This window comes from Paraburkholderia sp. BL27I4N3, from assembly GCF_003386115.1.
GTDB lineage: Bacteria > Pseudomonadota > Gammaproteobacteria > Burkholderiales > Burkholderiaceae > Paraburkholderia.
Map to the genome: position 1 here is coordinate 3377312 of NZ_QREJ01000001.1, position 23689 is coordinate 3401000.

The 23689-nt window shown below is 64.0% G+C and carries 25 protein-coding genes, 1 other RNA gene and 1 riboswitch; of the genes, 14 read left to right on the forward strand and 12 right to left on the reverse strand.

Annotated elements, in window-relative coordinates:
• Positions 1-6 precede the first annotated feature (6 nt).
• Positions 7-1842 carry an autotransporter assembly complex family protein gene (locus B0G71_RS15365; RefSeq protein WP_116142616.1) on the reverse strand — a complete coding sequence of 612 codons (1836 nt, stop codon included), beginning with the start codon at positions 1840-1842 and terminating at the stop codon, positions 7-9.
• A gap of 342 nt (positions 1843-2184) precedes the next feature.
• Here B0G71_RS15365 and B0G71_RS15370 point away from each other — a divergent pair, with 342 nt between their 5' ends.
• The 4 genes from B0G71_RS15370 to panD all read left to right on the forward strand — a co-directional run bounded on the left by B0G71_RS15370 (position 2185) and on the right by panD (position 4722).
• Positions 2185-2370 carry a DUF3460 family protein gene (locus B0G71_RS15370; protein ID WP_007175923.1) on the forward strand — a complete coding sequence of 62 codons (186 nt, stop codon included), beginning with the start codon at positions 2185-2187 and terminating at the stop codon, positions 2368-2370.
• Between the two features lie 4 nt (positions 2371-2374).
• Positions 2375-3250, forward strand: coding sequence for a ScpA family protein (locus tag B0G71_RS15375; protein ID WP_116119239.1), 876 nt, complete (start codon positions 2375-2377; stop codon positions 3248-3250).
• Between the two features lie 202 nt (positions 3251-3452).
• Complete coding sequence (gene panC / locus B0G71_RS15380) at positions 3453-4286, forward strand: pantoate--beta-alanine ligase (RefSeq protein WP_116142617.1); 834 nt, start codon at positions 3453-3455, stop codon at positions 4284-4286.
• 49 nt (positions 4287-4335) lie between these two features.
• The gene (gene panD, locus B0G71_RS15385) at positions 4336-4722 is read left to right on the forward strand and encodes an aspartate 1-decarboxylase (protein ID WP_012432059.1); all 387 of its coding nucleotides are present in this window, start codon (positions 4336-4338) and stop codon (positions 4720-4722) included.
• 201 nt (positions 4723-4923) lie between these two features.
• Here panD and B0G71_RS15390 read toward each other — a convergent pair whose 3' ends face one another.
• A complete protein-coding gene (locus tag B0G71_RS15390) occupies positions 4924-5562 on the reverse strand; it encodes a ParA family protein (protein WP_116142618.1) in 639 nt (212 codons plus the stop codon).
• 208 nt (positions 5563-5770) lie between these two features.
• Between B0G71_RS15390 and B0G71_RS15395 the strand changes: the two genes are divergently transcribed.
• Positions 5771-6190: a PaaI family thioesterase gene (locus tag B0G71_RS15395; RefSeq protein ID WP_106279901.1), complete on the forward strand. Its 420-nt coding sequence runs from the start codon at positions 5771-5773 to the stop codon at positions 6188-6190.
• 103 nt (positions 6191-6293) lie between these two features.
• Here the strand turns inward: B0G71_RS15395 and B0G71_RS15400 are convergent, their stop codons facing one another.
• Both B0G71_RS15400 and B0G71_RS15405 read right to left on the reverse strand, forming a co-directional pair.
• Entirely contained in the window at positions 6294-6710 is a 417-nt protein-coding gene (locus B0G71_RS15400; protein ID WP_116119236.1) for a DoxX family protein, read from the reverse strand.
• A 155-nt stretch (positions 6711-6865) separates the two neighbouring features.
• Positions 6866-8326 (reverse strand): cobyric acid synthase, encoded by a 1461-nt coding sequence (locus B0G71_RS15405; protein ID WP_116142619.1) that lies wholly within the window; start codon positions 8324-8326, stop codon positions 6866-6868.
• Between the two features lie 264 nt (positions 8327-8590).
• On the opposite strand from B0G71_RS15405, the gene cobU reads away from it, so the two are divergent.
• The 4 genes from cobU to B0G71_RS15425 are packed head-to-tail and all read left to right on the forward strand — an operon-like array spanning position 8591 to position 12095.
• Positions 8591-9145, forward strand: a complete 555-nt coding sequence (cobU, locus tag B0G71_RS15410) for a bifunctional adenosylcobinamide kinase/adenosylcobinamide-phosphate guanylyltransferase (RefSeq protein ID WP_116142620.1) — start codon at positions 8591-8593, stop codon at positions 9143-9145.
• Positions 9145-10080, forward strand: coding sequence for an adenosylcobinamide-phosphate synthase CbiB (gene cbiB, locus B0G71_RS15415; protein WP_116142621.1), 936 nt, complete (start codon positions 9145-9147; stop codon positions 10078-10080). The genes cobU and cbiB overlap by 1 nt, the downstream gene beginning before the upstream one ends.
• Positions 10073-11137 (forward strand): threonine-phosphate decarboxylase CobD, encoded by a 1065-nt coding sequence (cobD, locus tag B0G71_RS15420; RefSeq protein WP_116142622.1) that lies wholly within the window; start codon positions 10073-10075, stop codon positions 11135-11137. Before cbiB ends, cobD begins: the two co-directional genes overlap by 8 nt.
• A 55-nt stretch (positions 11138-11192) precedes the next feature.
• Positions 11193-12095: a cobalamin-binding protein gene (locus tag B0G71_RS15425; protein ID WP_116142623.1), complete on the forward strand. Its 903-nt coding sequence runs from the start codon at positions 11193-11195 to the stop codon at positions 12093-12095.
• Positions 12096-12124: 29 nt separating this feature from the next.
• On the opposite strand, the gene cobC is transcribed toward B0G71_RS15425, so the two are convergent.
• The 6 genes from cobC to B0G71_RS15455 are packed head-to-tail and all read right to left on the reverse strand — an operon-like array spanning position 12125 to position 18453.
• Positions 12125-12715: an alpha-ribazole phosphatase gene (gene cobC, locus B0G71_RS15430; protein ID WP_106279891.1), complete on the reverse strand. Its 591-nt coding sequence runs from the start codon at positions 12713-12715 to the stop codon at positions 12125-12127.
• Positions 12700-13476 carry an adenosylcobinamide-GDP ribazoletransferase gene (locus B0G71_RS15435; RefSeq protein WP_116142624.1) on the reverse strand — a complete coding sequence of 259 codons (777 nt, stop codon included), beginning with the start codon at positions 13474-13476 and terminating at the stop codon, positions 12700-12702. The genes cobC and B0G71_RS15435 overlap by 16 nt, the downstream gene beginning before the upstream one ends.
• A 42-nt stretch (positions 13477-13518) precedes the next feature.
• On the reverse strand, positions 13519-14580 hold the full coding sequence (gene cobT, locus B0G71_RS15440) for a nicotinate-nucleotide--dimethylbenzimidazole phosphoribosyltransferase (protein WP_116142625.1): 1062 nt from the start codon (positions 14578-14580) through the stop codon (positions 13519-13521).
• A gap of 46 nt (positions 14581-14626) precedes the next feature.
• Positions 14627-15469, reverse strand: coding sequence for an ABC transporter ATP-binding protein (locus tag B0G71_RS15445; RefSeq protein WP_116142626.1), 843 nt, complete (start codon positions 15467-15469; stop codon positions 14627-14629).
• The gene (locus B0G71_RS15450; RefSeq protein WP_116142627.1) at positions 15469-16521 is read right to left on the reverse strand and encodes an iron ABC transporter permease; all 1053 of its coding nucleotides are present in this window, start codon (positions 16519-16521) and stop codon (positions 15469-15471) included. Before B0G71_RS15450 ends, B0G71_RS15445 begins: the two co-directional genes overlap by 1 nt.
• 30 nt (positions 16522-16551) lie before the next feature.
• Entirely contained in the window at positions 16552-18453 is a 1902-nt protein-coding gene (locus B0G71_RS15455) for a TonB-dependent receptor domain-containing protein (RefSeq protein ID WP_116142628.1), read from the reverse strand.
• Positions 18454-18543: 90 nt separating this feature from the next.
• Positions 18544-18815, reverse strand: a riboswitch (cobalamin riboswitch).
• 208 nt (positions 18816-19023) lie between these two features.
• Between B0G71_RS15455 and B0G71_RS15460 the strand changes: the two genes are divergently transcribed.
• The 5 genes from B0G71_RS15460 (at position 19024) to B0G71_RS15480 (ending at position 21478) form a co-directional block, all read left to right on the forward strand.
• On the forward strand, positions 19024-19380 hold the full coding sequence (locus tag B0G71_RS15460) for an ATPase (RefSeq protein WP_106279879.1): 357 nt from the start codon (positions 19024-19026) through the stop codon (positions 19378-19380).
• Positions 19377-19691: a cell division protein ZapA gene (locus tag B0G71_RS15465; protein ID WP_106279877.1), complete on the forward strand. Its 315-nt coding sequence runs from the start codon at positions 19377-19379 to the stop codon at positions 19689-19691. Before B0G71_RS15460 ends, B0G71_RS15465 begins: the two co-directional genes overlap by 4 nt.
• 133 nt (positions 19692-19824) lie before the next feature.
• A non-coding RNA gene (gene ssrS / locus B0G71_RS15470) (6S RNA) lies at positions 19825-20006 on the forward strand.
• 107 nt (positions 20007-20113) lie between these two features.
• Positions 20114-20572 carry an EVE domain-containing protein gene (locus tag B0G71_RS15475; RefSeq protein WP_116142629.1) on the forward strand — a complete coding sequence of 153 codons (459 nt, stop codon included), beginning with the start codon at positions 20114-20116 and terminating at the stop codon, positions 20570-20572.
• A gap of 174 nt (positions 20573-20746) precedes the next feature.
• Positions 20747-21478 (forward strand): SIMPL domain-containing protein, encoded by a 732-nt coding sequence (locus B0G71_RS15480; RefSeq protein WP_116142630.1) that lies wholly within the window; start codon positions 20747-20749, stop codon positions 21476-21478.
• Between the two features lie 97 nt (positions 21479-21575).
• Here B0G71_RS15480 and lgt read toward each other — a convergent pair whose 3' ends face one another.
• Positions 21576-22481: a prolipoprotein diacylglyceryl transferase gene (gene lgt, locus B0G71_RS15485; protein WP_116142631.1), complete on the reverse strand. Its 906-nt coding sequence runs from the start codon at positions 22479-22481 to the stop codon at positions 21576-21578.
• Positions 22482-22600: 119 nt separating this feature from the next.
• Positions 22601-23587, reverse strand: coding sequence for a LysR family transcriptional regulator (locus tag B0G71_RS15490; protein ID WP_116142632.1), 987 nt, complete (start codon positions 23585-23587; stop codon positions 22601-22603).
• Between the last annotated feature and the right edge of the window lie 102 nt (positions 23588-23689).

The window sequence follows — 23689 nt, forward strand, 5'->3', positions numbered from 1 at the left end:
TTTTCATCAGAAGGCAATGCCCAGCGTCAGATACGGCCGCACGCTCCTGTTGCGAATGCCGTAGGCGAGATCGACGTTGACCGGTCCAACCGGGCTGCGCCAGCGCGCCCCGACGCCGACACCGGGATAAAAGACTTTTTCGCCCCATGTGTCCGTGGCGGTGCCGACGTCGAAGAACGCAGCTGCGCCCCAGTCGTGATTGAACCAGTGCTGGTACTCGGCCGAGCCCGTGACGAGATACTTGGTGGGCAGCACCGAACCATCGACGCTGTTACCGATGCTCTGATAGCCATAGCCGCGCACCGAATTCGATCCGCCCGCGCGAAACAGCAGCGACGCCGGAATGCCGCTCGAAGGGCCGCTCGTGAACACGCCGCCGAGTTCGGCGCGAATCAGCACGAGGTCTTGCTTGCCGATCGGCAGATACTGCTGACCGCGCGCGTAGCCGCGAATGAAGGTCTGGTCGGTCAGCACGCCTTTGACCGCGAAACCCGCCTCGACGTGAATCAGGTTGCCGCTGCGCGGAAACAACGGGTCGTCGGTATGGCGCCGGGTCCACGACCAGGACGGTACCAGCGCGCGGCTCGTGGTCGGCTCCGCCGCATTCTGATCGAGCCGGTCCTGGTAGTACAGGAGCGAGTAGTTGTAGTCGATAAATTGCGAGGTCCGGGCTCGCTGCACGCCGCCGCGGATACTGTAAATACGCGTGTCGGATACGTCGGTGGTGGTGTAGGACGCCAGCGTGCTATTGGTCCACCCACGCGGCCCCGGCGGCATGGCGAGCTGGATTTGCCCGTATTGCTGGATCTGGTCGACGCGACCCTGAATGGTGAACGGCCACGCTTTGCCGAACGTGTCGAGATACGAATAGGAACCCTGGACCAGCGGACCGTTGTCCGTCGAATAGCCGACGCCGCCTCGAATGCTGTTGTACGGATATTCCGACACCTTCACGTGCACCGGCGTCTCGACCGGCTTGGCGGGGTCGCTGTTCACGTCGATCGCAACGCTCGCGTAGTAAGGCGTGTTCTGCAACTGCCGCTGCAATTCGGTGATGCGCTGAACGTCGTAGATATCGCCCACCGAAATCGGATTCACGTTCTCGACGATCTGTTCCGGATAGCGGCGCGTGCCCGATACGTCGAGCTTGCCCATCGTGAAGGTCGGCCCGCTGTCGTACGTGACCGACAGTTTGGCCTCGTGCGTGCGCGGATCGACTCGTGCCTCCGAGTGGTAGATCTTCGCGCCCAGATAGCGACGCGCCTGCAAGGCCTTGAGCGACGCGTTTTTCGCATCGTCCCAACCGCCCTGCGAGAACGGATCGCCTTCGTGCAGTGAAAATGCGAAGCGCGCGGTGTTTTCCTGCTCAGGATCTTCGGTCAGCACCGGCCCGCGAAACGACAGCGAAACCGAAGAGACGACGGTCTGCGGACCGGGATCGACGCTCACCGTGACGCGCTTCGCGTCATCGACGGTACGCACGTCCGTGCGCACGATCGGCGTGAAATAGCCCTGTGTGGAGGCCAGATCTCGCACTTGCTGGGGCGTGGCGGTGATCAGAAACTCGAACTGGTCGTCGCTGATGTCGGGGCGTTTGGCGAAACGCGCGATATCCAGATGCGCTTCCAACAGCTTGCGCAGCGAGCGCGGCGTGGCTTCGATGTCGACCTTGTAGCTGGCTGCCGCTTTCGCTGCATGGGCGTTGCCGGTTGCCAGCGCCAGCATGACGAGGCCAAATGCCAGCCACGTGCGCAGCCAGTGCCGCATGGGCGTGCGATGCCCAGACCCGGAACCGGCCTTGCCGCGCCGCAGCCGCGGCTTGTCGATCGCGCACCCCGCCAAACAGGACCTCCGGCCGTGGTTGATGAATTTTGTCGCTCAGGCGCGCCGCGGCGGCCGAAGCACGCTATTTGACCACATTGGCGCGACGCCGCCAGATCTCTAAAACAACGTCCGCGGCACGCCAGCCGCCAACGCGCCCGCCTTGGACGCACGCCGCGCCACGCGGGTTCCAGCTATTTTCATACACCGCCCGCCCGGCTATGCCGCGGTTTTTCGACCCCGCGCCGCGCATGCGGTAAAATTATGGAATAGCAGCGGCACCGTGCGACGAAACAACCCAGATGCGAGCTACGCAAATGCGCGCCGGGCAGCCGCCAATTCCCACACCACGGACGTCGAGCCATGTATCAATCGGACATCACCCAGTTCCTGAACCAGCTCAAGCAACAGAAACCCAATCTGGAAGCCGAACAACGCCGCGGCCGCGCGCTGCTGTGGGACAAACAGCCGATCGACCTGGAAGAACGCGCCGAGCAGAAAGCCTCGCGCGTGGAACAGACGCCTTACTCGTACTATCAAAACTTCTAAGCGCGTGAGTCACGCCGACGAGGCCCACGGCGCACCGCCGGCCCCCGCCGACGCCGCGCTCGCCGCGCCCGCCACCGATTCGACACCGGACACCGTCGACGGCATTGCGTTCGCACGCCTGTACGGCGAGCCGCTCTTCAAGCTGCCGACGGACCTGTACATTCCGCCGGACGCGCTCGAAGTCTTTCTCGAAACGTTCGAAGGACCGCTGGATCTGTTGCTGTACCTGATCCGCAAGCAGAACTTCAACGTACTCGACATCCCGATGGCGGACGTCACGGTGCAATACCTCGGCTATGTCGACCAGTTGCGCCAGACCAATCTCGAACTCGCGTCCGAGTATCTGCTCATGGCCGCGATGCTGATCGAGATCAAGTCGCGCATGCTGCTGCCGGTCAAGAAAGCCGACAGCGGCGAGGAAGCCGAAGATCCGCGCGCGGAACTCGTGCGGCGCCTGCTCGAATACGAGCAGATGAAACTCGCTGCGCAGCGTATCGACCAGTTGCCGCAACTCGGGCGCGATTTCCTGCGCGCCGAGGTGTACATCGAGCAAAGCATCACGCCGCGTTTTCCCGACGTGAACAGCGAAGACCTGCGCGCCGCGTGGGCCGACGTGATCAAACGCGCCAAGCTGGTCCAGCATCACAAGATTTCGCGCGAAGAACTGTCGGTGCGCGAGCATATGAGCTCGATCCTGCGGCAGCTGCAGAACGCGCGCTTCATCGAGTTCTCCGACCTGTTCGACACGAGCAAGGGCGTGCCGGTGGTGGTGGTGAATTTCATCGCCGTGCTCGAGCTGTGCCGCGAAACGCTCGTCGAAATCACCCAGGCAGAACCCTTCGCGCCGATTTATGTGCGCCTCGCCTATCTGCCCGCCTGACGGCCTCGAACAGGGCGAAATCCCGCATATGAGGATTTAACCCGATGGGGAAAGCCGCCTCTTTTCGGTGCGGCGGCCACGCAAATCCACTACAATCCCGCGCTCCGAACCTGTCATTACCAGTGAGGCGGCGGCCCGCGCGATTCCGTAGGGATTTGCGTCCAGCCAGTCTCGCGCCGCGCGAGGAAATCCCTGTCCGATCATGAAAGTCATCAGCTCGATCCATGAATTGCGCGACCAGTTGCGCGGCCAGAATCGCACGGCCTTTGTGCCGACCATGGGCAATCTGCACGAGGGCCATCTGTCGCTGATGCGTCTCGCCCGCCAGCACGGCGATCCGGTGGTGGCGAGTATTTTCGTCAATCGGCTGCAGTTCGGTCCGAACGAGGATTTCGACAAATACCCGCGCACCATGGAAGCGGATATCGAAAAGCTCCAGAAGGAAAACGTCTACGTGCTGTTCGCGCCGACGGAAAAGGATCTGTATCCGGAGCCGCAGGAGTACCGCGTGCATCCGCCACACGATCTGGGCGATATCCTCGAAGGCGAATTCCGGCCTGGCTTCTTCCAGGGCGTGTGCACGGTGGTGATGAAGCTGATGTCGTGCGTGCAGCCGCGCGTCGCCGTATTCGGCAAGAAGGATTACCAGCAGTTGATGATCGTGCGCCGCATGTGCAACCAGTTCGCGCTGCCTACGGACATCATCGCCGCCGAAACCGTGCGTGACACCGACGGGCTCGCGCTCAGCTCACGCAATCGCTATCTGCAGGCCGCCGAGCGCGCCGAAGCGCCGAAGCTGGCCGCTGAATTGAATCGCGTGCGCGACGCCGTGCTTTCCGGCGAGCGCGACTTCGCGAAGGTCGAACAGACGGCGATGGCGGCCTTGGCCGCGCGCGGCTGGCAGCCGGATTACATCGCGGTGCGCAAGCGCTCGAATCTGCTGCCGCCGGGTCCGCAAGACGCGAACGCGGAACTGGTCGTGCTGGCGGCCGCCAAGCTCGGCGCCACTCGTCTTATCGACAACCTCGAAATCTGAAGCCGTCTCAGATAACGTAGACACGCATAAGAATCACACAGGATTGGTCATGCAACGCAATATGCTGAAGTCGAAGATCCACCGCGTCGCGGTCACGCACTGCGAGCTGCACTACGAAGGCTCGTGCGCGATCGACGAAGACTTGCTGGAAGCGGCGAATATCGTCGAGAACGAGCGGATCGACATCTGGAATATCAACAACGGCGAGCGTTTCTCGACCTACGCGATCAAGGGCGAGCGCGGCAGCGGCATGATTTCGCTGAACGGTTCCGCCGCGCGGCGCGCGCAGTTGGGCGATCTGGTGATCATCGCGGCGTTCGCGGTGGTGGATGAAGCGGAACTGAAGGCCGGCTGGAAGCCGGACCTGGTTTTCGTAGACGACAACAACAAGATCAAGGGCAGCCGCGATCACGTGCCGACGCAGAACTGGACCTGAACGCCCTGTAGTTCGCTTGAGCCCTCGTCTGGTCGCGGCGCTGAACGCTTCTTTTTGGCCGGGTCAAGGCGTGAGCGTGAAATGTCAGTCTGGACTTTCAGCCCTCGTAGACCACTGGCGTGCGCCCTTCGTTAAGCGTCCAAAGACTTACAACGTGGGCTGCATCACCGTGTAGCGGGCCGCTCGGCCCGCCTGCCCGCTTCATCCTTTCTTGCCGCTCCCGTTAGTCCATTCGAGGATCGGCTGCCACTGCTCCAGATCCTTCTCCACACGGCTTTTCGCGACGTCCCACAGGGTCAGCCCGTGGGCCGCCAGTTGCACGTAATTCTGCGTGTCGCGCAAAAAGCCCAGCACCGGCAGTTTCAAACCCTCGACGAAACGATGCAGTTGTTCCGCCGAGCGCGTGCGCGCATCCACGCGCATGCCGACCACGCCGATTTCGATCGCGCCTTTCCTGACGGCCTTCTCCTTGGCCAGCCGTTCGAGGAATTCCTGGGTGGCCAGAATATCGAACATGGACGGCTGGAGCGGCACGATCACCTTGTCCGCCAGATCCAGCGCGATACCCAGACGATTGCCGTGGAGCCCGGCCGGCGTGTCGATCACCGCGTGCTCCAGCCCTTTGGGCGGTTTGGCCGGCGCGTCCTGATTGACTTCCCAGGTTTCGATGGGCGGCAGCGTGTCGGGCCGCAACGACAGCCACGCGTGCGCGGACTGCTGTTTGTCCAGGTCCGCCAGTGCGACCCATTCGCCGGCTGCGGCGAAATAGCCGGCCAGATTGGTCGACAGCGTGCTTTTGCCCACGCCGCCCTTCGGATTCGCCACCACGATCACCGTCATGAATTCTCCCGGAAAGAAGGCTGGGCGCCGCCAGCCGGTTTGCCGCGTAGTTGCTTGACATGCGCAAGTGTGCCCGGATTCGTGCCGGGTTCAGTGCCACCTGCTGATCCAGCCGTTGATAATATCGACAAATGCACGTTGGCCGAAGCCCCCAAACGGCTAATCGGCCGCCGTGCCCGCCGATTTTTCCATCGAGGACCCGAATCTCATGAGCAAACTCCGCCCGGAATACACCGTCGAACGTCTCCACGAACGCCAGAAAGGCTCGCTGCCCGGCTTGCTGGGCGTGCATGTGCTGTCGCTGGAAGAAGGCGTCCTGACCGCGGAATTGGCCGTGCGCACGGAATTGCTCGCGCCGAATGGCTTTTTGCACGCCGCCACCGTGATCGGTCTCGCCGATACCGCCTGCGGTTACGCCTGCCTCGCCCATTTGCCGGAGACGGCGCGCAATTTCACGACCATCGAGCTGAAAAGCAATTTTCTCGGCACGGCGACGGAGGGAACGATCCGCGCGGTCGCGACGGGCGTGCATCTTGGGCGCAGCACGCAGGTGTGGGACGCCACGGTCACCGATCCGAACGGCAAGACGATGGCGCTGTTTCGTTGTACGCAGATGGTGTTGTATTGATTGCATGAAGCCGGCGCAACGAGCGCCGCGCCATGAAAAAAGCACGCGGCCTTCCGGGCGCGTGCTTTTTTTGACTGGGTTTGGCCCTACCGGGCCTGGCCGGTCAGGCAGCCACCGCCCGCGGCGCCCTCGCCCCACCGAACGCCAGCGCCCCGCCGCCGAGCAGCGACTGCACCGCCAAGGTCACCGCCCAGAACGCCGGATACTCCCAGCCGCCATGCGGCGACGCGAAGCCCCAGCCGTTATGCAGATGTTGCGACATCGCGCCGAGCATGAACGGCAGCAGCACCAGCGCGACCCAGCGAACCTGCACGCCGAGCAGCAGCGCGATGCCGCCGAACAGTTCGACGAACGCCGTCACATAGCCGAGCCAACCCGGCAAGCCGAGCGAAACGAAGAACTGTGCCGTGCCGGGCAGCGTGAAGACGAAAATCTTCTGCAGACTGTGAGCAAGATACAGCACGCCCAGGGCGACGCGAAGAAGCAAAGCGGCCAGATCGGCGGAGCGGTTCGAGTTCATGACGAGATCCTTGAGAGAGGGACAGCCTGGAACCGGCCGTCGATATCGGAACTCTATTCGAACCATATATGGCAAAAAACCGCCCTGCGGGCTTTGATTATTTCTCAGTAGGATTTAATTGGCCCACCCCGCACCCCGCCGCGCCGGACGCCAGGTCACCCGATCGCCGCAAACAATTTCGGCAGATCGAGATGCTCCGCAAGCGTATCCGCAAGACGTTCCAGCGACGCTTCGCGCAACGCCGGATAGTCGATTTCCTCGGCCTCGCGCAATCCCGCCCATTCGAGCAGCGCGGCGCATGCGGCCGGCGTGTCGAACAACCCGTGGACGTATGTCGCGAGAATCTGGCCGTCGGCGGAAATCGCGCCGTCGGGATGCGCGGCGTGCGCATCGCCCAAGCGTAACGCGGGCCTGTCGAGCGCGGGGCCGCGCGTTTCGCCCATATGAATCTCGTAGCCGGCCACTTCTGGCGAGCCCGGCAACGCGAGGTGTCCGGTGACATTCTTGAGCGTCTTGTCGCGCGTGAGCACCGTCGAGTAGTCGAGCCAGCCGAGTCCCGCCGACATCCCCGGCGCGCTCTCGACACCATGCGGATCGGCCACTTCACGCCCAAGCATCTGCATGCCGCCGCAAATGCCGATCACGCGGCCGCCGTAACGCAAATGCTTTTGCAGCACCGCGTCCCAACCTTGCGCGCGCAAAAACGCCAGATCGCCGGGCACGTTCTTCGAGCCCGGCAGAATGATCAGATCAGCCCGCGGCGGTGGCGTGCCGCTACGCACGTAATGAAAATCGACCTGCGGATGCGCGCGCAGCGCGTCGAAATCCGTGTGATTGCTGATGTGCGGCAGCACCGGCACGACCACTCTCAGCATGCGTCCCGCGCCGCCGCTGTGTGCCGCGCGCAACTCGGGCGGCAGCATGTCTTCGGCGTCGAGCGTGAGGCCGTGCAAGTAGGGCACGACGCCGAGCACCGGCTTGCCGGTCTTCGCTTCGAGCCAATCCAAACCGGGCTTCAGCAAACTGACGTCGCCGCGAAAGCGGTTGATGATGAATCCGCGCACCCGCGCCTGCTCGCTCTCCGACAGGCACGCGAGCGTGCCCGTGAGATGGGCGAACACACCGCCGCGGTCGATATCGGCGACCAGCACGACCGGACAATCGACCGCTTCCGCGAAACCCATGTTGGCGATATCGCGATCACGCAAATTGATTTCCGCCGGACTGCCCGCGCCTTCGACGAATATCGTCTCGTACGCCGCCTGCAGACGCGCATACGATTGCAGCACCGCTTCGAACGCGACGGGTTTGTAGTCGTGATACGCGCGCGCGTCGAGATTCATGCGCGCCTTGCCATGGATGATCACTTGCGCGCCGCGGTCGCTGGTCGGCTTGAGCAGCACCGGGTTCAGATCCGTGTGCGCGGCAATCCCCGCGGCGATCGCCTGCAAAGCCTGGGCGCGACCGATCTCGCCGCCGTCCACCGTCACCGCGCTGTTGAGCGCCATATTCTGCGGCTTGAACGGCGCGACCCGCACTCCGGCGCGGCGCGCGAGGCGGCACAGCCCGGCGACTAGCGTGCTCTTGCCGGCATCGGACGTGGTGCCCTGAATCATCAGCGTGCCGCGCGGCACAGGTAGGGCGACAGGCGGGGTCGAAGTGGTGGTCACGGAATCTCGGGCTTGGCGGTGAACAGTGAGTCGATTGGGTTAAGCAGTGAAGCAAGCGGCGACGCGGCGACACTGCGCGCGGGGTGTGGAACGCGGCTAAACGCATGCATGCCACTCGCGTCGCGTAGTTCGCGTCGTTCGCACCAAACCCGTCGAACGCGGCATTATCCCATCGCGCCGGCCCGCGCTGCACGCCGGTACAATCACGCGATGACTCCCCGCGACCTCACCTTCGTACTCGGCGGCGCCCGCTCAGGCAAAAGCCTGCACGCCGAACAGCTTGCCGCCGACAGCGCTCTCCCCGTCACCTACATCGCCACCGCGCGCGTGACGGACGACGCCGAATTTCGCGCGCGCATCGCGCATCATCGCGAACGGCGTCCAGGGCATTGGCAACTGTTCGAAGCGGGCGTCGATCTCGCCGGCGCCGTGACTCAAAACGACGCGTCCGGCCACTGCATCCTGATCGATTGCCTCACGTTGTGGCTCGCCAATCTGTTGTGTCCGCCAGATAGCGACGCTCTGCCGCTCGAGCGCTATCACGCGCAAGTCGCCGCGCTCGAAGCAGCGCTTCTTAACGCCAAAGGCAAGCTCATCGTGGTCAGCAATGAGATCGGCCTGGGCGTGGTGCCGCTCGGCGCGGCCACGCGTCTTTACGTCGATGAACTCGGCCGGCTCAACCAGCGCATCGCCGCGTTGAGCACTCAGGCCACGATGATGGTCGCCGGTTTGCCGCTCGCGCTGAAAACCGCGAGCCACGCGTGATGCTCTCGCTCCCGCTTCTCGTGACGCTGGCCACCGCGGGCGTCGCCGTCGACCGCTGGTTCGGCGAGCCGCGCGTGGCGCATCCGCTGGTGGGCTTTGGCAACTGGGCGAAGCGCCTGGAAAAACGCTACAACACTGGGCGGCGCTTACGGCTCAAAGGTCTGCTGGCGTGGTCGCTGGCCGTCGTGCCGCCAGTGCTGATCGCGTGGTGTCTGATCGCCGTGCTGCCGTTTTACGGCGCTTGCGTGGTACATGTGCTGCTGCTGTGGTTCGCGCTCGGCGCGCGCAGTCTGCACGAGCACATCGCGCCGATCGCGCAGGCGTTGGTGCAGCGTGATCTCCCGCAAGCGCGTTTGCTGACCGCGCGCATCGTCTCGCGCGAAACCGCGGACGCCGACGAAGGTGCGTTATCGCGCGCCGCCGTCGAATCGGCGCTCGAAAACGGCAACGACGCGATCTTCGGCGCGCTGTTCTGGTTCGCCATTGCGGGCGGTCCGGGCGCGCTCGCGTTCCGCCTCGCCAACACGCTCGACGCGATGTGGGGTTATCGCACGCCGCGCTATGTGCGCTACGGCTGGGCCGCCGCGCGTATCGACGACGTGCTCAACTGGATTCCCGCGCGCCTGACCGCCGCGAGCTACGCGTTGCTCGGCGACACGCGCACCGCGTGGCGCTGCTGGCGCGAGCAGGCGCCAAGGTGGGACAGCCCGAACGCCGGGCCGGTGATGGCATCGGGCGCGGGCAGCCTGAACGTGCTGATCGGCGGGCCGGCGGTGTATCACGGCGCGCTGGAACACCGGCCGACGCTCGGCTTCGGGCATACCGCGAAAGCCAGTCACGTGAGCGCCGCGTTGATGCTGGTCGAGCGCACGGTGATTCTGTGGCTTGCGGTGTTGATCGTGCTGGCGTTGTTAAGCGTACCGTTTCATGGTTGATTCAGTGAATGTCCACGTGGGCGGCGAAGCATTCGCCGCGATAGATGCGGTCGTGCATGGCGGCAATCTGCACGAAGCGGCGCGGCGCTACGACATTCCGTACGCACAGTGGCTCGACCTGTCGACGGGTATCAATCCGCACGGCTATCCGGTCCCGCCGGTCCCCGCCGATGTCTGGCGCCGTCTGCCCGACGAAGGCGACGATTTCGCCGCGTGCGCCGCGCGCTATTACGGCGCGCCCGACGCGACGCATGTACTGCCGGTCGCCGGCAGCCAGGCGGCGATTCGCGCGCTGCCCGCGCTGCTGCCGCGCGCATGCGTCGGCATCGCGCCGCTTACGTATAGCGAATACGCGCCCGCGTTCGAGCGCAGCGGCCATGAAGTGATGCCGCTCGACGTCGCGTGGGAAACGTTGCCCGAAGCGCTCATGCATGTAGTCGTCGTGAATCCGAACAATCCCACCGCCGCACATCTGAGCGCCGCCAGGCTGCTGCACTGGCATGCACAGCTGAGCGCGCGCGGCGGCACGCTGCTGGTCGACGAAGCCTTCGCCGATACGATGCCGGCTGCCTCGCTCGCGGCGAGCTCGCATCGCGACGGCTTGATCGTGTTGCGGTCGCCGGGAAAATTCTTCGGCCTCGCCGGCGTGCGCGCGGGATTTGTACTCGGCGTGCCTGCTTTGCTCCAAAGGTTGCGCGGCGCGCTCGGCGCGTGGACGGTCAGCGGTCCAGCCCGTCACGCCGTCAAAGCCGCATTCGCCGATGAAGCCTGGCAACGCGATATGCGCGCCCGGCTCAATACCGAAAGCGCGCGACTGCTCGGTCTGCTGCATGCGCAAGGCTTCAGCACACGCAGCACGCCACTCTTCGCGTGGACTGACGACCCGCGCGCCGCCGCTCTCCACGAAGCCCTCGCAAGACGTGGCGTGTGGACGCGTCTATTCACATCGTCGGGCAGCGTTCGATTCGGCTTGCCGGCGAACGAAGCTGAATGGGCACGCTTCGAAGAAAGCATGCGCGAAGCCGTACGAGAAATCGATCCCAAACGAGCGCGTTGATTCAGAAAGTCGAACTCGCTCCCACCATCATTCCGCGCCCCCGCAGCCTCGCCCGATGAACCGACTCGCCCTCGCCTTCGCACTCTTCATCACCGCACATCACGCTCACGCCGCCATCTCCGTGACCGACGACACCGGCGCAACCGTCACGCTGCCCGCGCCCGCGCAACGCGTCGTCAGCCTCGCGCCGCACGTCACCGAATTGCTGTACGCCGCGGGCGCTGGCGCGAAAGTGGTCGGCGCCGTCTCGTACAGCGACTATCCGCCCGAGGCGAAACAGTTGCCGCGCGTCGGCGATAACAAAGCACTCGATCTCGAACGCATCGTCGCGCTCAAACCCGATCTGATCGTGGTGTGGCGGCATGGCAATGCGCAGCGTCAGCTCGATCGCCTGCGCGAGATGCACATTCCGTTATTCTTCAGCGAGCCGCATCATCTCGACGACGTCGCCGTGTCGCTGACGAAACTCGGACAATTGTTGGGCACGTCATCGACCGCGGATGCGGCGGCGGCCGCATACCGTCAGGACATCGCGAAGCTGCGCAACGAGTACGCGAGCCGGCCGCCCGTCAGCGTGTTCTATCAGGTGTGGGATCAACCGTTGATGACGCTCAACGGCAAGCATATGGTCAGCAACGTCATCGCGCTGTGCGGCGGCCGCAACGTGTTCGCCGGACTCGAGCCGCTGGTGCCGACGGTGTCGACCGAAGCGGTGCTCGCCGCGAATCCGGAAGCAATCGTCACCGCAGCACCGGGCGCGACCAGGCCGGACACCACCTTGCCCCAACTTGGCACATGGCGCGCATGGCCGAGCCTGACCGCCGTGGCAAACAACAACCTCTTCGCGATCGACGGCGATCTGATCAACCGCCCCGCGCCTCGCATTGCGCAAGGCGCGAAGCAAATGTGCGAGGACCTTGAAGTGGCGCGTTCACGCAGGAAGCCCGGCGCGCAGTAAGTCACGCAAGATGAACTACAAGCCAAGCCTCACGCGTTCCACCGCACCAACACCCACTGCTGCGTTTCATCGTTTCTGCGCAACCAGACGATCCCGGTCGTATCGAGCGACCATCGCAAACACCGCTCCAGCGGCACGTCCAGCACGATCGACGCAATCGCCCGCATCACGCCCGCATGCGTGACCACATAAGCCGGCGACAACTCTCGCGTGAGCGCAAACGCGTCGAGCCATGCCCGCACCCGCGCGACGAACTGCGCGACGCTTTCGCCGCCATGCGCCCGCGCGTGTTCGAAGTTGACCGCCCAGTCGTCGAGCAATTCGCGATCGATGGCATCCCAGCGCTGCGCTTCCCAGTTGCCGAAATCCATTTCCATCAGCCGGTCGTCGTGACTGACCACGCTGCCGAAGTCGTTCGCCAACTCGGCGGCGAGGGCCGAGCAGCGCTTCAGCGGACTCGACATCAGCACGCGCGGCGCGGGCACCTGCAAGGTCGCGAGCTTCAGGGCAAGTGTCGTCGACGACACCTCGGCATCTTCGGCGAGCGCCACGTCGCTGTGGCCGTAACACACGCCCGCGTCGAGCGCGACCGCGGGATGACGAATCAGGACGATATCCATGCGAGCCCCACCAGGTAGATGCTCAATTCAAAAACTTGCTGCGCGAAGCCGAGGCAGTCGCCGGTATACCCGCCAATGCGTCTGACGAAATAACGGCCCATCGCGATACGAAGTACGACCAGAACCACAACCACTGAACCCGCGAAGCGCCAGTCCGGCGCGGCGAGCCCATTCGGCCACAGCAACCACGGCAAACCGAACATCGCGGCGCACATGAACGCCCCCACGCTCAGTCGCTGCGCAACCGGCTTGGCCTTGCCCTCGGCACGCACGTAATCGAGCGTGGCCAGGTAGCTGATCGCACAGGTGCGGCTCGCCGCGTGCGCGGCAATCATCAGACTTGCGGCGCGCACCGGCGGCAATGCGGCGAGCGTTTGCCACTTCAACGAAAGTGCGACGACGAGTGCGATAGCACCGAAAGCACCGATGCGTGAATCATGCATGATTCGCAATACGTCTTCGCGCGTATAGGCGCCACCGAACGCATCGACGCAATCCGCGAGGCCGTCTTCGTGAAACGCGCCGGTCACGAGCAGTGACGCGGCCATCGACAACAGCACCGCCACGCCCGCGGGAAATACACGCAGCGCGGCGAGATAGACCAGCGCGCTCAATACGCCGATCAATACGCCGACGAGAGGAAAATAACGCGCCGCCGCGTTCAGATAGTGCGGCTTATAGCCGACCCAGCGCGGCACGGGCACGCGCGTGAAGTAGCCGAGCGCTGTGAAGAAGTACCGCAGTTCAGCGAGCGGATTCATGATCGTGCGAGGCGTGCGTTTCTGTCTGAAAGATCGAACGGCTCACGCATCGCGATTCGCGACGCCGGCCGATTCGAAGCTCGCCATTTCGTTGACGAACGCCGTTGCCGCGCGCAATAACGGCACCGCGAGCGCCGCGCCGGTGCCTTCGCCGAGCCGCATGTCGAGCGACAGCAACGGCAGCGCGCCGAAATGATCGAGCATGCGCCGATGCCCCGCTTCGTTCGACGCATGCGCGAACACACAGTACTCGCGCACGCTCGGCGCGAAGGCGTCGGCGATCAGCAAGGCCGAGGTGCCGATGAAGCCGTCGACCAGAATCGTCATGCGCGCCTCGGCGGCCGCGAGGTACGCGCCTGCCATCATCGCGATCTCGAAGCCGCCGAAAGTGGCGAGCACGTCGAGCGGATCGCTGGACACAGGGTGACGCGCGAGCGCCGACGCCAGCACGTTGCGCTTCCTGGCGAGCCCCGCGTTGTCGAGCCCCGTGCCGCGGCCGACGCATTCGTCGATCGGCACGCCGCACAAGCGGCTCATCAGACACGCGGCCGCCGAGGTGTTCGCGATCCCCATCTCGCCGAAGCCGATCACATTGGTGCCGAGCGCCGCGTGATGCCGCACGCGCGCCGCGCCCGCCTGCATCGCGGCGATTGCCTGGTCGCGGCTCATGGCCGGTTCGCGCGCGAAGTTGCGGGTGCCGGCCATAATCGGAATGTCGATAAGACCCGCGGTGGATGGCAACGGCGTCGCAATGCCCGCGTTGACGACTTCGAGTTCGATGCCCGAGAGGCGGCTCAACGCATTGATCGCCGCGCCGCCCGCGAGAAAGTTGGCGACCATCTGCGCGGTCACCGCTTGCGGATAAGGGCTCACGCCCTCCTCGGCAACGCCGTGGTCGCCGGCGAACACGATCATCGCCGGGCGCGTCACGGTGGGATGCGTGGTGCGCTGGATCAGGCCCATCTGACGCGCGAGCGTTTCGAGCCGGCCGAGACTGCCGGGCGGCTTCGTCTTGGTATCGATGATGTGCTGCAACTCGTCACGCAGCGTTTGATCGAGCGGTTCGACTTCGGGCAATCCGGGCAAGCGTGGCAATGAAGTCATGAGCGTGTCTGAAAGAGGATGTTGGAATCAAGCGGGAATAAAGCAATCAGCTTGCCGGCGTGTCATGACCGGCAGGCGATTCGTGACGCGCGCGCGGTGCGGGAATCAGCGCCTCGTGTTCGCCGTCGCGAATCAGAATCAACGGGTAGCCGAATGCACGGCTCGCCAGCGTGGGCGTCAGGACGTCGTGCACCGGTCCGGCGTACACGCCGCCCGCGCCGTCGAGCAGCAGCGCATGCGTGGCAAAGCGGCGCGCGAGGTTCAGGTCGTGGCATGAAAACATCACTGTACGCCGAGGCTCGCGCGTCCACGTGGCCAGCGCTTCGAGGCAGTCGATCTGATGATGCAGATCGAGATGCGACAGCGGTTCGTCGAGCAACAGCAACGGCGCGTCCTGGCACAGCACCGCCGCCAGCGCCACGCGTTGCCGCTCGCCGCCCGAGAGCGACAGCACATCGCGCGCGGCGAATGCGGTGAGTCCCAACAGATCCAGCGCCGCGTGCGCGGCTTCGCGATCCGCTTCGCGCTCCCAGCCCCAACCGCTGAGATGCGGGAAGCGGTTCAGCATCACGATATCGAGCACGCTCGCGCTGAATGCATCGAGCGCGCTTTGCGGCATCAGCGCGCGGCGTTGCGCGAGCGGCATTGGCGGCCAGTCGGCGAGGCGCACGCCATCGAGTTCGACATGTCCCGCCGACGGTTGCAGCAAACCGGCGAGCGTGGAGAGCAAAGTCGTCTTGCCCGCGCCGTTCGGGCCGGCGATGCACCAGATCTCGCCGGCGTAGAAGGTATGCGTGAAGGCGTCGAGCAAAGTGCGGGCGCCGACACGCAAGGTCAGACGTTGCGCGCTGAGGGTAGCCGCATGAGAAGGAGCGTGACGGGTTTGCATCATCGGCGCCTGCGCAGCAGCATCCACAGAAACACCGGCACACCGATGATCGACGTGATCACGCCGACCGGCAACTGCGCCGGCGCGATCACGGTGCGCGCGATCAGGTCCGCGCCCATCACCGCGACGCCGCCGCCGAGTGCCGCGGCCGGCAGCAGCATGCGCTGATCGTTGCCGAACGCGAGCCGCAGCATGTGCGGCACGACCAGTCCGACAAAGCCGATGGTGCCCGCCGTCGTCACCGCCGCGGCCGCCGCGAGCGAGGCCACCAGATACACCCGCAGACGCAGCGGCATCACCGCGACGCCTAACGCCTGCGCGGCGGCGTCGCCACGCAGCAGCACATTCAGACGCGGCGCGGCGGGCACGATCGCAACCAGCACGATGACGAGCGCGACGAGCGCCGTCCACGGCATCGCGCCGCCGTTGAGGTCACCGGTCAGCCAGAACAGCATGCCGCGCAAGCGGTTATCGGGCGCGAGGTTGAGCAGCAAAGTAATCAGCGCGCCCCAGCCCGCTGCGATCACCGCGCCGGTCAGCAGCAAACGCGGCGACGTGTCCTGCGGTTCGCCGCGCCACAACTCGCGGCGCGCGAGGCCGAGCACCAGCAGGATCGACACGAACGCGCCGGCGAATGCGCTTGCGTCGACGATCCACCATGCGCAACCGGCGATCATCGCGACCAGCGCGAAGCTCGCCGCACCGCCCGATACGCCCAATACGTAAGGCTCGGCCAGCGGATTACGCAACAGCACCTGCAGCAAGGCGCCGGCCAACGCGAGCAACGCGCCGCAGGCAAAGCCGGCTACCGCGCGCGGCAATCGCAACGTGCGGACGATTTCCGCAGTCAGGTCGGCGGCGCCGACAGACGGCGCATGCGACGGCATCAGCGCCGCCAGCACGCGCATTGGCGCGAGCGATACGCTGCCGAGCGCGAGCGACGCCATCAGCACCGCCGCCGCAATCAGGGCGAGCGCCAGCCAGATCGCGGCCGCGCGCTTCGCGCTCATCACGCGCAACGTGGCGGGCATCGAACTCGCGTGGCGATTCATCGGCGCGAACTCAACGAGGAGGCGCAAGCGTTACTGCTGCTGCCAACCAACCGTGAGATACGCACCACGCCGTGGCGAGTTATACGAGTAGGCCGTTTCATAGTCCTTGTCCAACAGATTCTGGATTTGCGCGGCCACGTACCATGCTTTCGTGATGTTGTAGCGCGCCGACAGATTCACCACGCCATAGCCGCCCAGCTTGCCGCTGCTGTCGTTGCTCGGGCCGCTCACGATCCACTCGCCGCCCACCCGCCACCCGGCGATGCTGCGGTTCACCGTCAGCGCCCCGAAGCGCCGGGCGCGCCGCACGAGGTCGGCATCGTTGTCGAGGTCGACGGGATTTTGCAGCGTCAGCGACGCGCGCACGTCCGTCTTGCCGACATGGCCGCTCCACGATCCTTCGATGCCCTGCACCTTCGCATGCCCGACGTTCTCGGCCAGATAGATGCCGGGCGTCACCTGCTCGTAGTTAATCAGATTCGAATAGCGCGTCTGGAATGCGGAAAGGCGCATCACGCCGAGCGCATTCGATGCGTACTGCAGCGCGGCTTCGATCGAATGGCTGCGCTCCGGCTGGATCGCCGGATTGCCGCTGATCGGATAGTACAGATCGTCGAAGCTCGGCGCGCGAAACGAATCCGAATAGCTTGCGGTCACCTTCCAATGGCCGGTGATGTCGAAACCGTAGCCGAGATAGTAACTGTTCGCTCCGCCGAAATCGGAATACTGGTCGCGCCGCACGTTGGCCTGAAACTGGTTGCGCCCGAAGCGTCCCGTATAGCCGACGAAGCCCGAATCCACATGACGGTCCGGCGCCGCGAACGTGTCCGAATCGAGGCTTTGATCGAGATGCTCATAGCCGACCTGCAGTTTCTGCTGCGCGGCCAGCGCGAAATCGTTCTGCCATGTGTACTGGCGATTGTCTGTATCGAAGCGGCCGTTGTACACCCCGTTGGTGTTCGACACGCTGCGGTCGTCGCCTTCTGCGACGATGAAGTGCGTGGTCCACCAGTCGGTCAGCTTGCCGTTCGCGAACACCGAGACCTGGCGCACCTTGCTATACAGGTTGTTCAGATCGGTCGGCACGCCGTACGCGTTGTCGTAGCTGTTGTTGCCATTCGACTGCAAGTAGCTGGCGCCGGCGTCCCATTTGTCGTTGAACTTGTGGCGCAGCGAAGCCGAGATACTCTCGTTCAGATAGCCGTTCGCGTTCGGATTGGCGCTGGGCGCCTCCTTCGTATTCAGCGACGAGAAGCCGTCGTCCTTCGAACGCGCGAGCGAAATGCTGAAGGTCGTGTTGCCGTCCTTGTCCAATGCGCCGTTCACGCCCGCCTGCTGCGTCTGCGTGTGATAGCTGCCGTAGCTGAGCGAAAAATTGAAACGCGGCGGGTGATCGCCGCCGCTTTTCGTGAACACCTGCACCACACCGCCGATCGCGCCCGAGCCGTATAACGCCGACACGTTGCCGTTCACCACCTCCACGTGATCGATCTGGTCGAGTGGGATCTGCGCGAGTTGCGACGCACCCAGACTCACCGAATCGACGCGCACGCCGTCGATCAGCAGCAGCGATTGCGTCGACGACGCGCCGCGCAAAAAGAGGCTCGTCGTCGAACCGGGGCCACCTGTGCGCGAGATTTGCGCGCCGGGCGCGAGTTGCAGGAGGCCCGGCAAATCGGTCGCGGTGGTGTCGGCGATATCCTGCTGATCGAACAGCGAGGTCTGCGGGATCGTGTCGGCGAGCGCTTGCGGCGTGCGATCCGCGGTCACCACCACGGGCGACAGCACCGCCGAAGAGGACACCGAACTCGAAGAATCCGCCGACGGAGACGAAGCAGATGAAGCAGAAGATGAAGACGCGTCTTGCGCGTGCACGACGATCGGCAGGCTCGCAAAGGCGAGCAGCACCGCGCGGGCGAAGGGGGACAGCATGGGGTGAACGTCCTGTGGATAGCGTGCGCGGCCCGCTTCCCCGCAGGCCGATGCGTAACGAGGCGCCCGCGTATTTAACATTTTCGCGCGGGACGTGCCTCTCCCTCTGGCCGGTATCCGGGCTGGCGACGCATCGATCCCGCCTTCCCACGCGAGACGCGCAGTGGCACACTCGCGAGTTGAACTTCCAGCTCGCGAGCGGGATCGACTTGCATGACGAATGCGGTCGCTTACCGTTGCGGGGGCAGCGCAGGTTGGCGCGTTTAGATGAATCCAGATGAACCGCGCGCCCTGCTTCCCGTTTAACTGCGTGGGCCGTTGAAAAAAAGCCGCACGCGGGCACCAGAGTGCGGGCAGTTTAGGAGCGGCCTCGGAGTCCGTCAAGAATGGTGAGATCGCAGGCCATGTGTTCTGTTAAGTGCAGGCTCTTGTCCGACGCGTGAGTACTTTTTCATCATATGGTCGATAAAAAGCCTGCACAAAGCGATGTTGTTACGTCTCGAAACGAGACAATTGTCGGAACCTGCGACATTCCGCGCTAAAATGCGATGTCTTTAGAGGACGCAGCAGATGCTCACCGAACTCGAAACACTTTCACAAAATATCGGCAAGCTGATCGCGATCAGCCAGCGCCACAATGAGGCGCGACTCGCGCTCGAAGAGCAACTCGCGCAATCGCGCGCCGACGCCGAAGCCACGCGCACGGAACTTGCAATGCTGCGCGAGGAACGTAACGCGCTGCAGGCGGAACGCGACGCGCTTTCGGCGAAGATCGACGACGCACAAGTGCGCCTGAACGCGATCCTCGAGAAGCTGCCGCGTGCGCGCGCGCACAGTGAGCCGGACAACCAGCTCGATCTGCTCGAGCCGGCTCAGCAAGTTGCCGAAGCCGGGAGCGACGTGACCCGCCACGGAGAAAATGCATGACCACCAAGCAGATCGAAGTATCGATTCTCGGCGTGCCCTATCGCCTCGCCTGCTCGCCGGAAACGGAAGCGGCGCTGCTCGAAGCGGTTGCACGCGTCGACGCCGAAATGTCGAAGATCCGCAATAACAGCAACGTGCGCGGCACGGATCGCATTGCCGTCATGGCTGCGCTGTCGCTGGCATCGGAACTGCTTAGACTGCAATCGAGCGTGAGACACGGAGAAGCATTTCCCGCTGAAGAAATCCGGCGTACAATGCATCAAATGAACGAACAACTAGGTACTGTGATTGAGCAGTACAGCGTGCAATAAGGTACATGTGTTATCGTGCTGCCGGTCCTGAGATCGGCGGCGGATTCAAACGGAATGTGTGAGCACAAGGTGTGCAAGATTCAGCAAACGTTTGAGTTCAATCGGTAGTTCGTTTTTCAGCTTCATCGGTTTAGCTTCCCTGCCTGGTTCGCCAAGGTCATATATTCCTTGAACCAATGCCATGTGCACGGTTGCGGAAATTTGTAGCACGGGTGTGCGCGTCACTCTGTCTGATGTACCCGAAGTGTTGCTAACTGCGACCAATTCTGAACCCCCGGTTCAGGATGCCGGCCTAGCGGCTAAGGCGGGGACCTTATTTAGAACGGCATCGGACTTCGGTTCGGTGCCGTTTTTCTTTGGGCGCTGTTTTTTGTTGGCCGATTTCTTCCGCATCTTCAACCCCTTAACGTTCAATTCGATTCATGCGCTACTGGCTAATGAAGTCCGAACCGGACGAAGCAAGCATCGACCATCTCGCCAAGGCACCGCATCGCACATTGCCGTGGACCGGCGTGCGCAACTATCAGGCGCGCAATTTCATGCGCGACATGATGCAGGTCGGCGACGGTGTGCTGTTCTATCACTCGAGCTGTCCGGAGCCTGGCATCGCGGGCATTGCGGAGGTATCGTCCACTGCGTATCCCGACCCGACGCAGTTCGACAAGAAGAGTCCCTACTACGACGCGAAGTCGTCGCAGGAAACGCCCCGCTGGGTGCTCGTCGATGTGGTGTTCAAGAAGAAGATTCCGCTTATCCCGCTCGCCGCGTTACGCGAGCACGACGAACTCGCGGACATGCGCGTGCTCGCCAAAGGCAACCGCCTGTCGATTACACCGGTGACCGAGGCCGAATGGCGATTCATCACCAAGCGGCTCGCCTGATCGTGCATGCCTGATGAATGCGTGGCGTGTATTTGTGCGCACGCAAACGTTAAAGCAACGTCAAACCCGGGAACCAAGCTCAGGTTACAAGCGCCTAACGATCTCGCAAACGCCATGCCACGGCGCGGCGGTTGCACCAATCGTGCACAACCTGTTCAAGCAAGGAGTCCAACAATGACGAAAAACACCGCACGTGCACTCGCTTTCGCCCTCGTCTGCGCCGCGCCCGCCGCGCTCGCACTGACGCCGGCCATGGCACGCGCGCAAAGCACCGGCCAATATCAGCCGGCCGGCGTGCTGTCGTTGAACGCGCAGGCCAGCGCTGAAGTGCCGCAAGACGTCGTCGATATCACGCTGTTCTACGAGCAGGAAGCGAGCGATCCGTCGGCGCTCACGTCAACGCTGAACCAGCGCGCCGATTCGGCGCTGCAAAGAGCCAAGGGTGTGAGCGGCGTGACGGCGCGCACGGGCTCGTTCTCGATCTATCCGTCCACCGACCGTGACGGGCGCATTTCCGCATGGCGCGGCCGCACGGAGATCGTACTCGAATCGCACGACTTCGCCGCGGTGTCCAAGCTCGCGGGTCAGATGGCATCGATCATGCAGGTCGGCAATGTGCAGTTCTCGCTCTCGCCTGAAGCGCAGCGCGCGGCGGAGCAGAAGCTCACCGGCGAAGCGATCAAGTCGTTCCGCGAGCAGGCCGCTTCGTCCGCGCAGGCGTTCGGCTACAGCGGTTATTCGATTCGCGAGGTCAACGTCGGCCACAACGGCGTGATGCCGCGTCCGGTGATGATGATGAGCGCGCGCGCCATGGGCGCCGACGCAAAGGCCGCGGCACCGGTGCCGATCGAAGGCGGAACGTCGACGGTAACCGTCAATGTGTCCGGCTCGGTGCAGATGAAATAACGCTTCCTGGTGGTAGAAGCACTGCTTCGACGCAGTAAAAGAAAAGCCGCTCGCGCGGCTTTTCTCATTGACCACTCGCCACGATAAACCGTAGCGGTCAGTTCGCGCTGACCGCCTGCGCCGGTTCGTGGCGCGCGCGGCGATAAGACCACACCAGCATGCCGATACCGACGACGATCATCGGCAGCGACAGCCATTGGCCCATGGACAAGCCCATAGCCAGCAAGCCGAGGAAGTCGTCCGGCTCGCGCGCGAATTCGACCGTGAAGCGCGCGAGGCCGTAGCCGATCAGAAACACGGCGGAAATCGCGCCCATTGGCTTTGGCTTGCGCGAGAAGAAGAACAGCACGAAGAACAGCGCGACGCCTTCCAGGGCGATTTCATACAGCTCCGACGGATGGCGCGGCAGCATGTGATATTGCGCGAACACTTCGTTCAGATGCCATTGCGCGGCCAGTTGCGGATGCGCGCTGAGCCACGCGGCGTCGTCGGGCGCGGCGCCCGGAAACAGCATGGCCCACGGCGCCGACGGATCGGTCACGCGGCCCCACAACTCGCCGTTGATGAAATTGCCGAGACGCCCTGCCGCGAGGCCGGTCGGCACCATCGGCGCGACGAAGTCGGTGACCTGCAGCCACGAGCGTTTGCGCTGATACGCGAACAGCACCATGGCCAGCGTCACGCCGAGAAAGCCGCCGTGAAACGACATGCCGCCTTCCCAGACCTTGAAGATGTCTAGCGGATGCGCGAAATAAAAGCTCGCCTTATAGAACAGCACGTAGCCGAGCCGGCCGCCGAGAATCGTGCCCAACACGCCGTAAAACAGCATGTCGTCGATATCCTTGACGGTCCAGCCTTGCGCGGCGACATACGGCAAACGCAGCCGCAACCGGCCGACCACGATCGCCGCGATGAACGCGACGAGGTACATCAGTCCATACCAGCGCACGGCGAGCGGCCCCAGATGAATGGCAATGGGGTCGAAATTGGGGTGAATAAGCATCGTGTTGTTATGGGCAGTTCAGGTTCAGAAGCGAAATGTCTAGTAACGGGCGGCGCTGCCCGCAGCTTGCGGTGCATGCATTGGACGGTCCGGCCGGCAATGCGTTCGCGCGGACGCGTCTATATGCGCGGAGCGGCGGATTGTTGCGCCTCGACGGTCGCCGCATGCGCCCGCACGATATCGATGAAACCCGCCAGCACCGGGCTCACCTCCGCGGTCCGCCAGACGAGGCCCGTCTCGATCGCGGGCACCGACTCGGAAAGCGGCCGGTACACCACGCCGGTGCGGCGCAGATTACGTAACGATTGCGGCACCAGTGCGACACCCATGCCGGCCGACACAAGGCTCACGATCGTTTGCATCTGGATCGCTTCCTGGCCGACCCGGGGCGCAAGGCCCGCCACGCCGTAGCAATCCATAATGATGTCATAAAAGCCCGGCGCCAGACGTCTTGGGAAGACCACGAGCGGCGCGTCGGCGACATCGCGCAGGCTGATCGGCGTATCCAGCCATTCGGCGCGAGGGTCGGCACGGTCGCCGCTGACGCTGGCCACGCGCGCCGCCATCTCCGTCGACATGGCGATCACTAGCGGCTCGCGCGCGATCGGCAGCCACGAGAGCTGGGTGGCGTGGCGCGACGGCAGCGGCGCGATCACAAGACCCGCGTCGATGCGCCCGGCCACCAGTTCGTCGACTTGTATGTCGCTGGTGGCTTCGGTCAATTCCAGCCGCACGCGCGGATGACGCGCGCCGAAATCGCGCAGCAACAGCGGCAGAAGCCCGTAGTCCGCCGTGGACACGAAAGCCAGCGACAACACGCCCGCCTCGCCGCGCGCGAGGCTCTGCGCGAGCGGCCGCAGCCCTTCGGCACTCGCCAGCAGGCGCTGCACCTCGGGCAGCAAATCTGCGCCCACTGACGTCAGTTCGACGGAACGCTTGGTGCGCGCGAACAGTTCGACGCCAAGCGTCTCTTCGAGCGCGCGAATCGCTTGCGACAAGGGCGGCTGTGTCATCGAGAGGCGCACGGCCGCGCGCCCGAAGTGCTTCTCTTCGGCGACGGTCACGAAATAGCGCAACTGGCGCAGATCAGGAATGGCTGGCAGCATGAGTGATACGTTTTACGACCTAGTGAGCCACGAATAATACATTGGACGCGCGCATCGCAAAACTGCGTCGTTGCGTGGCACGCCGGTCTACACTGGACGGAT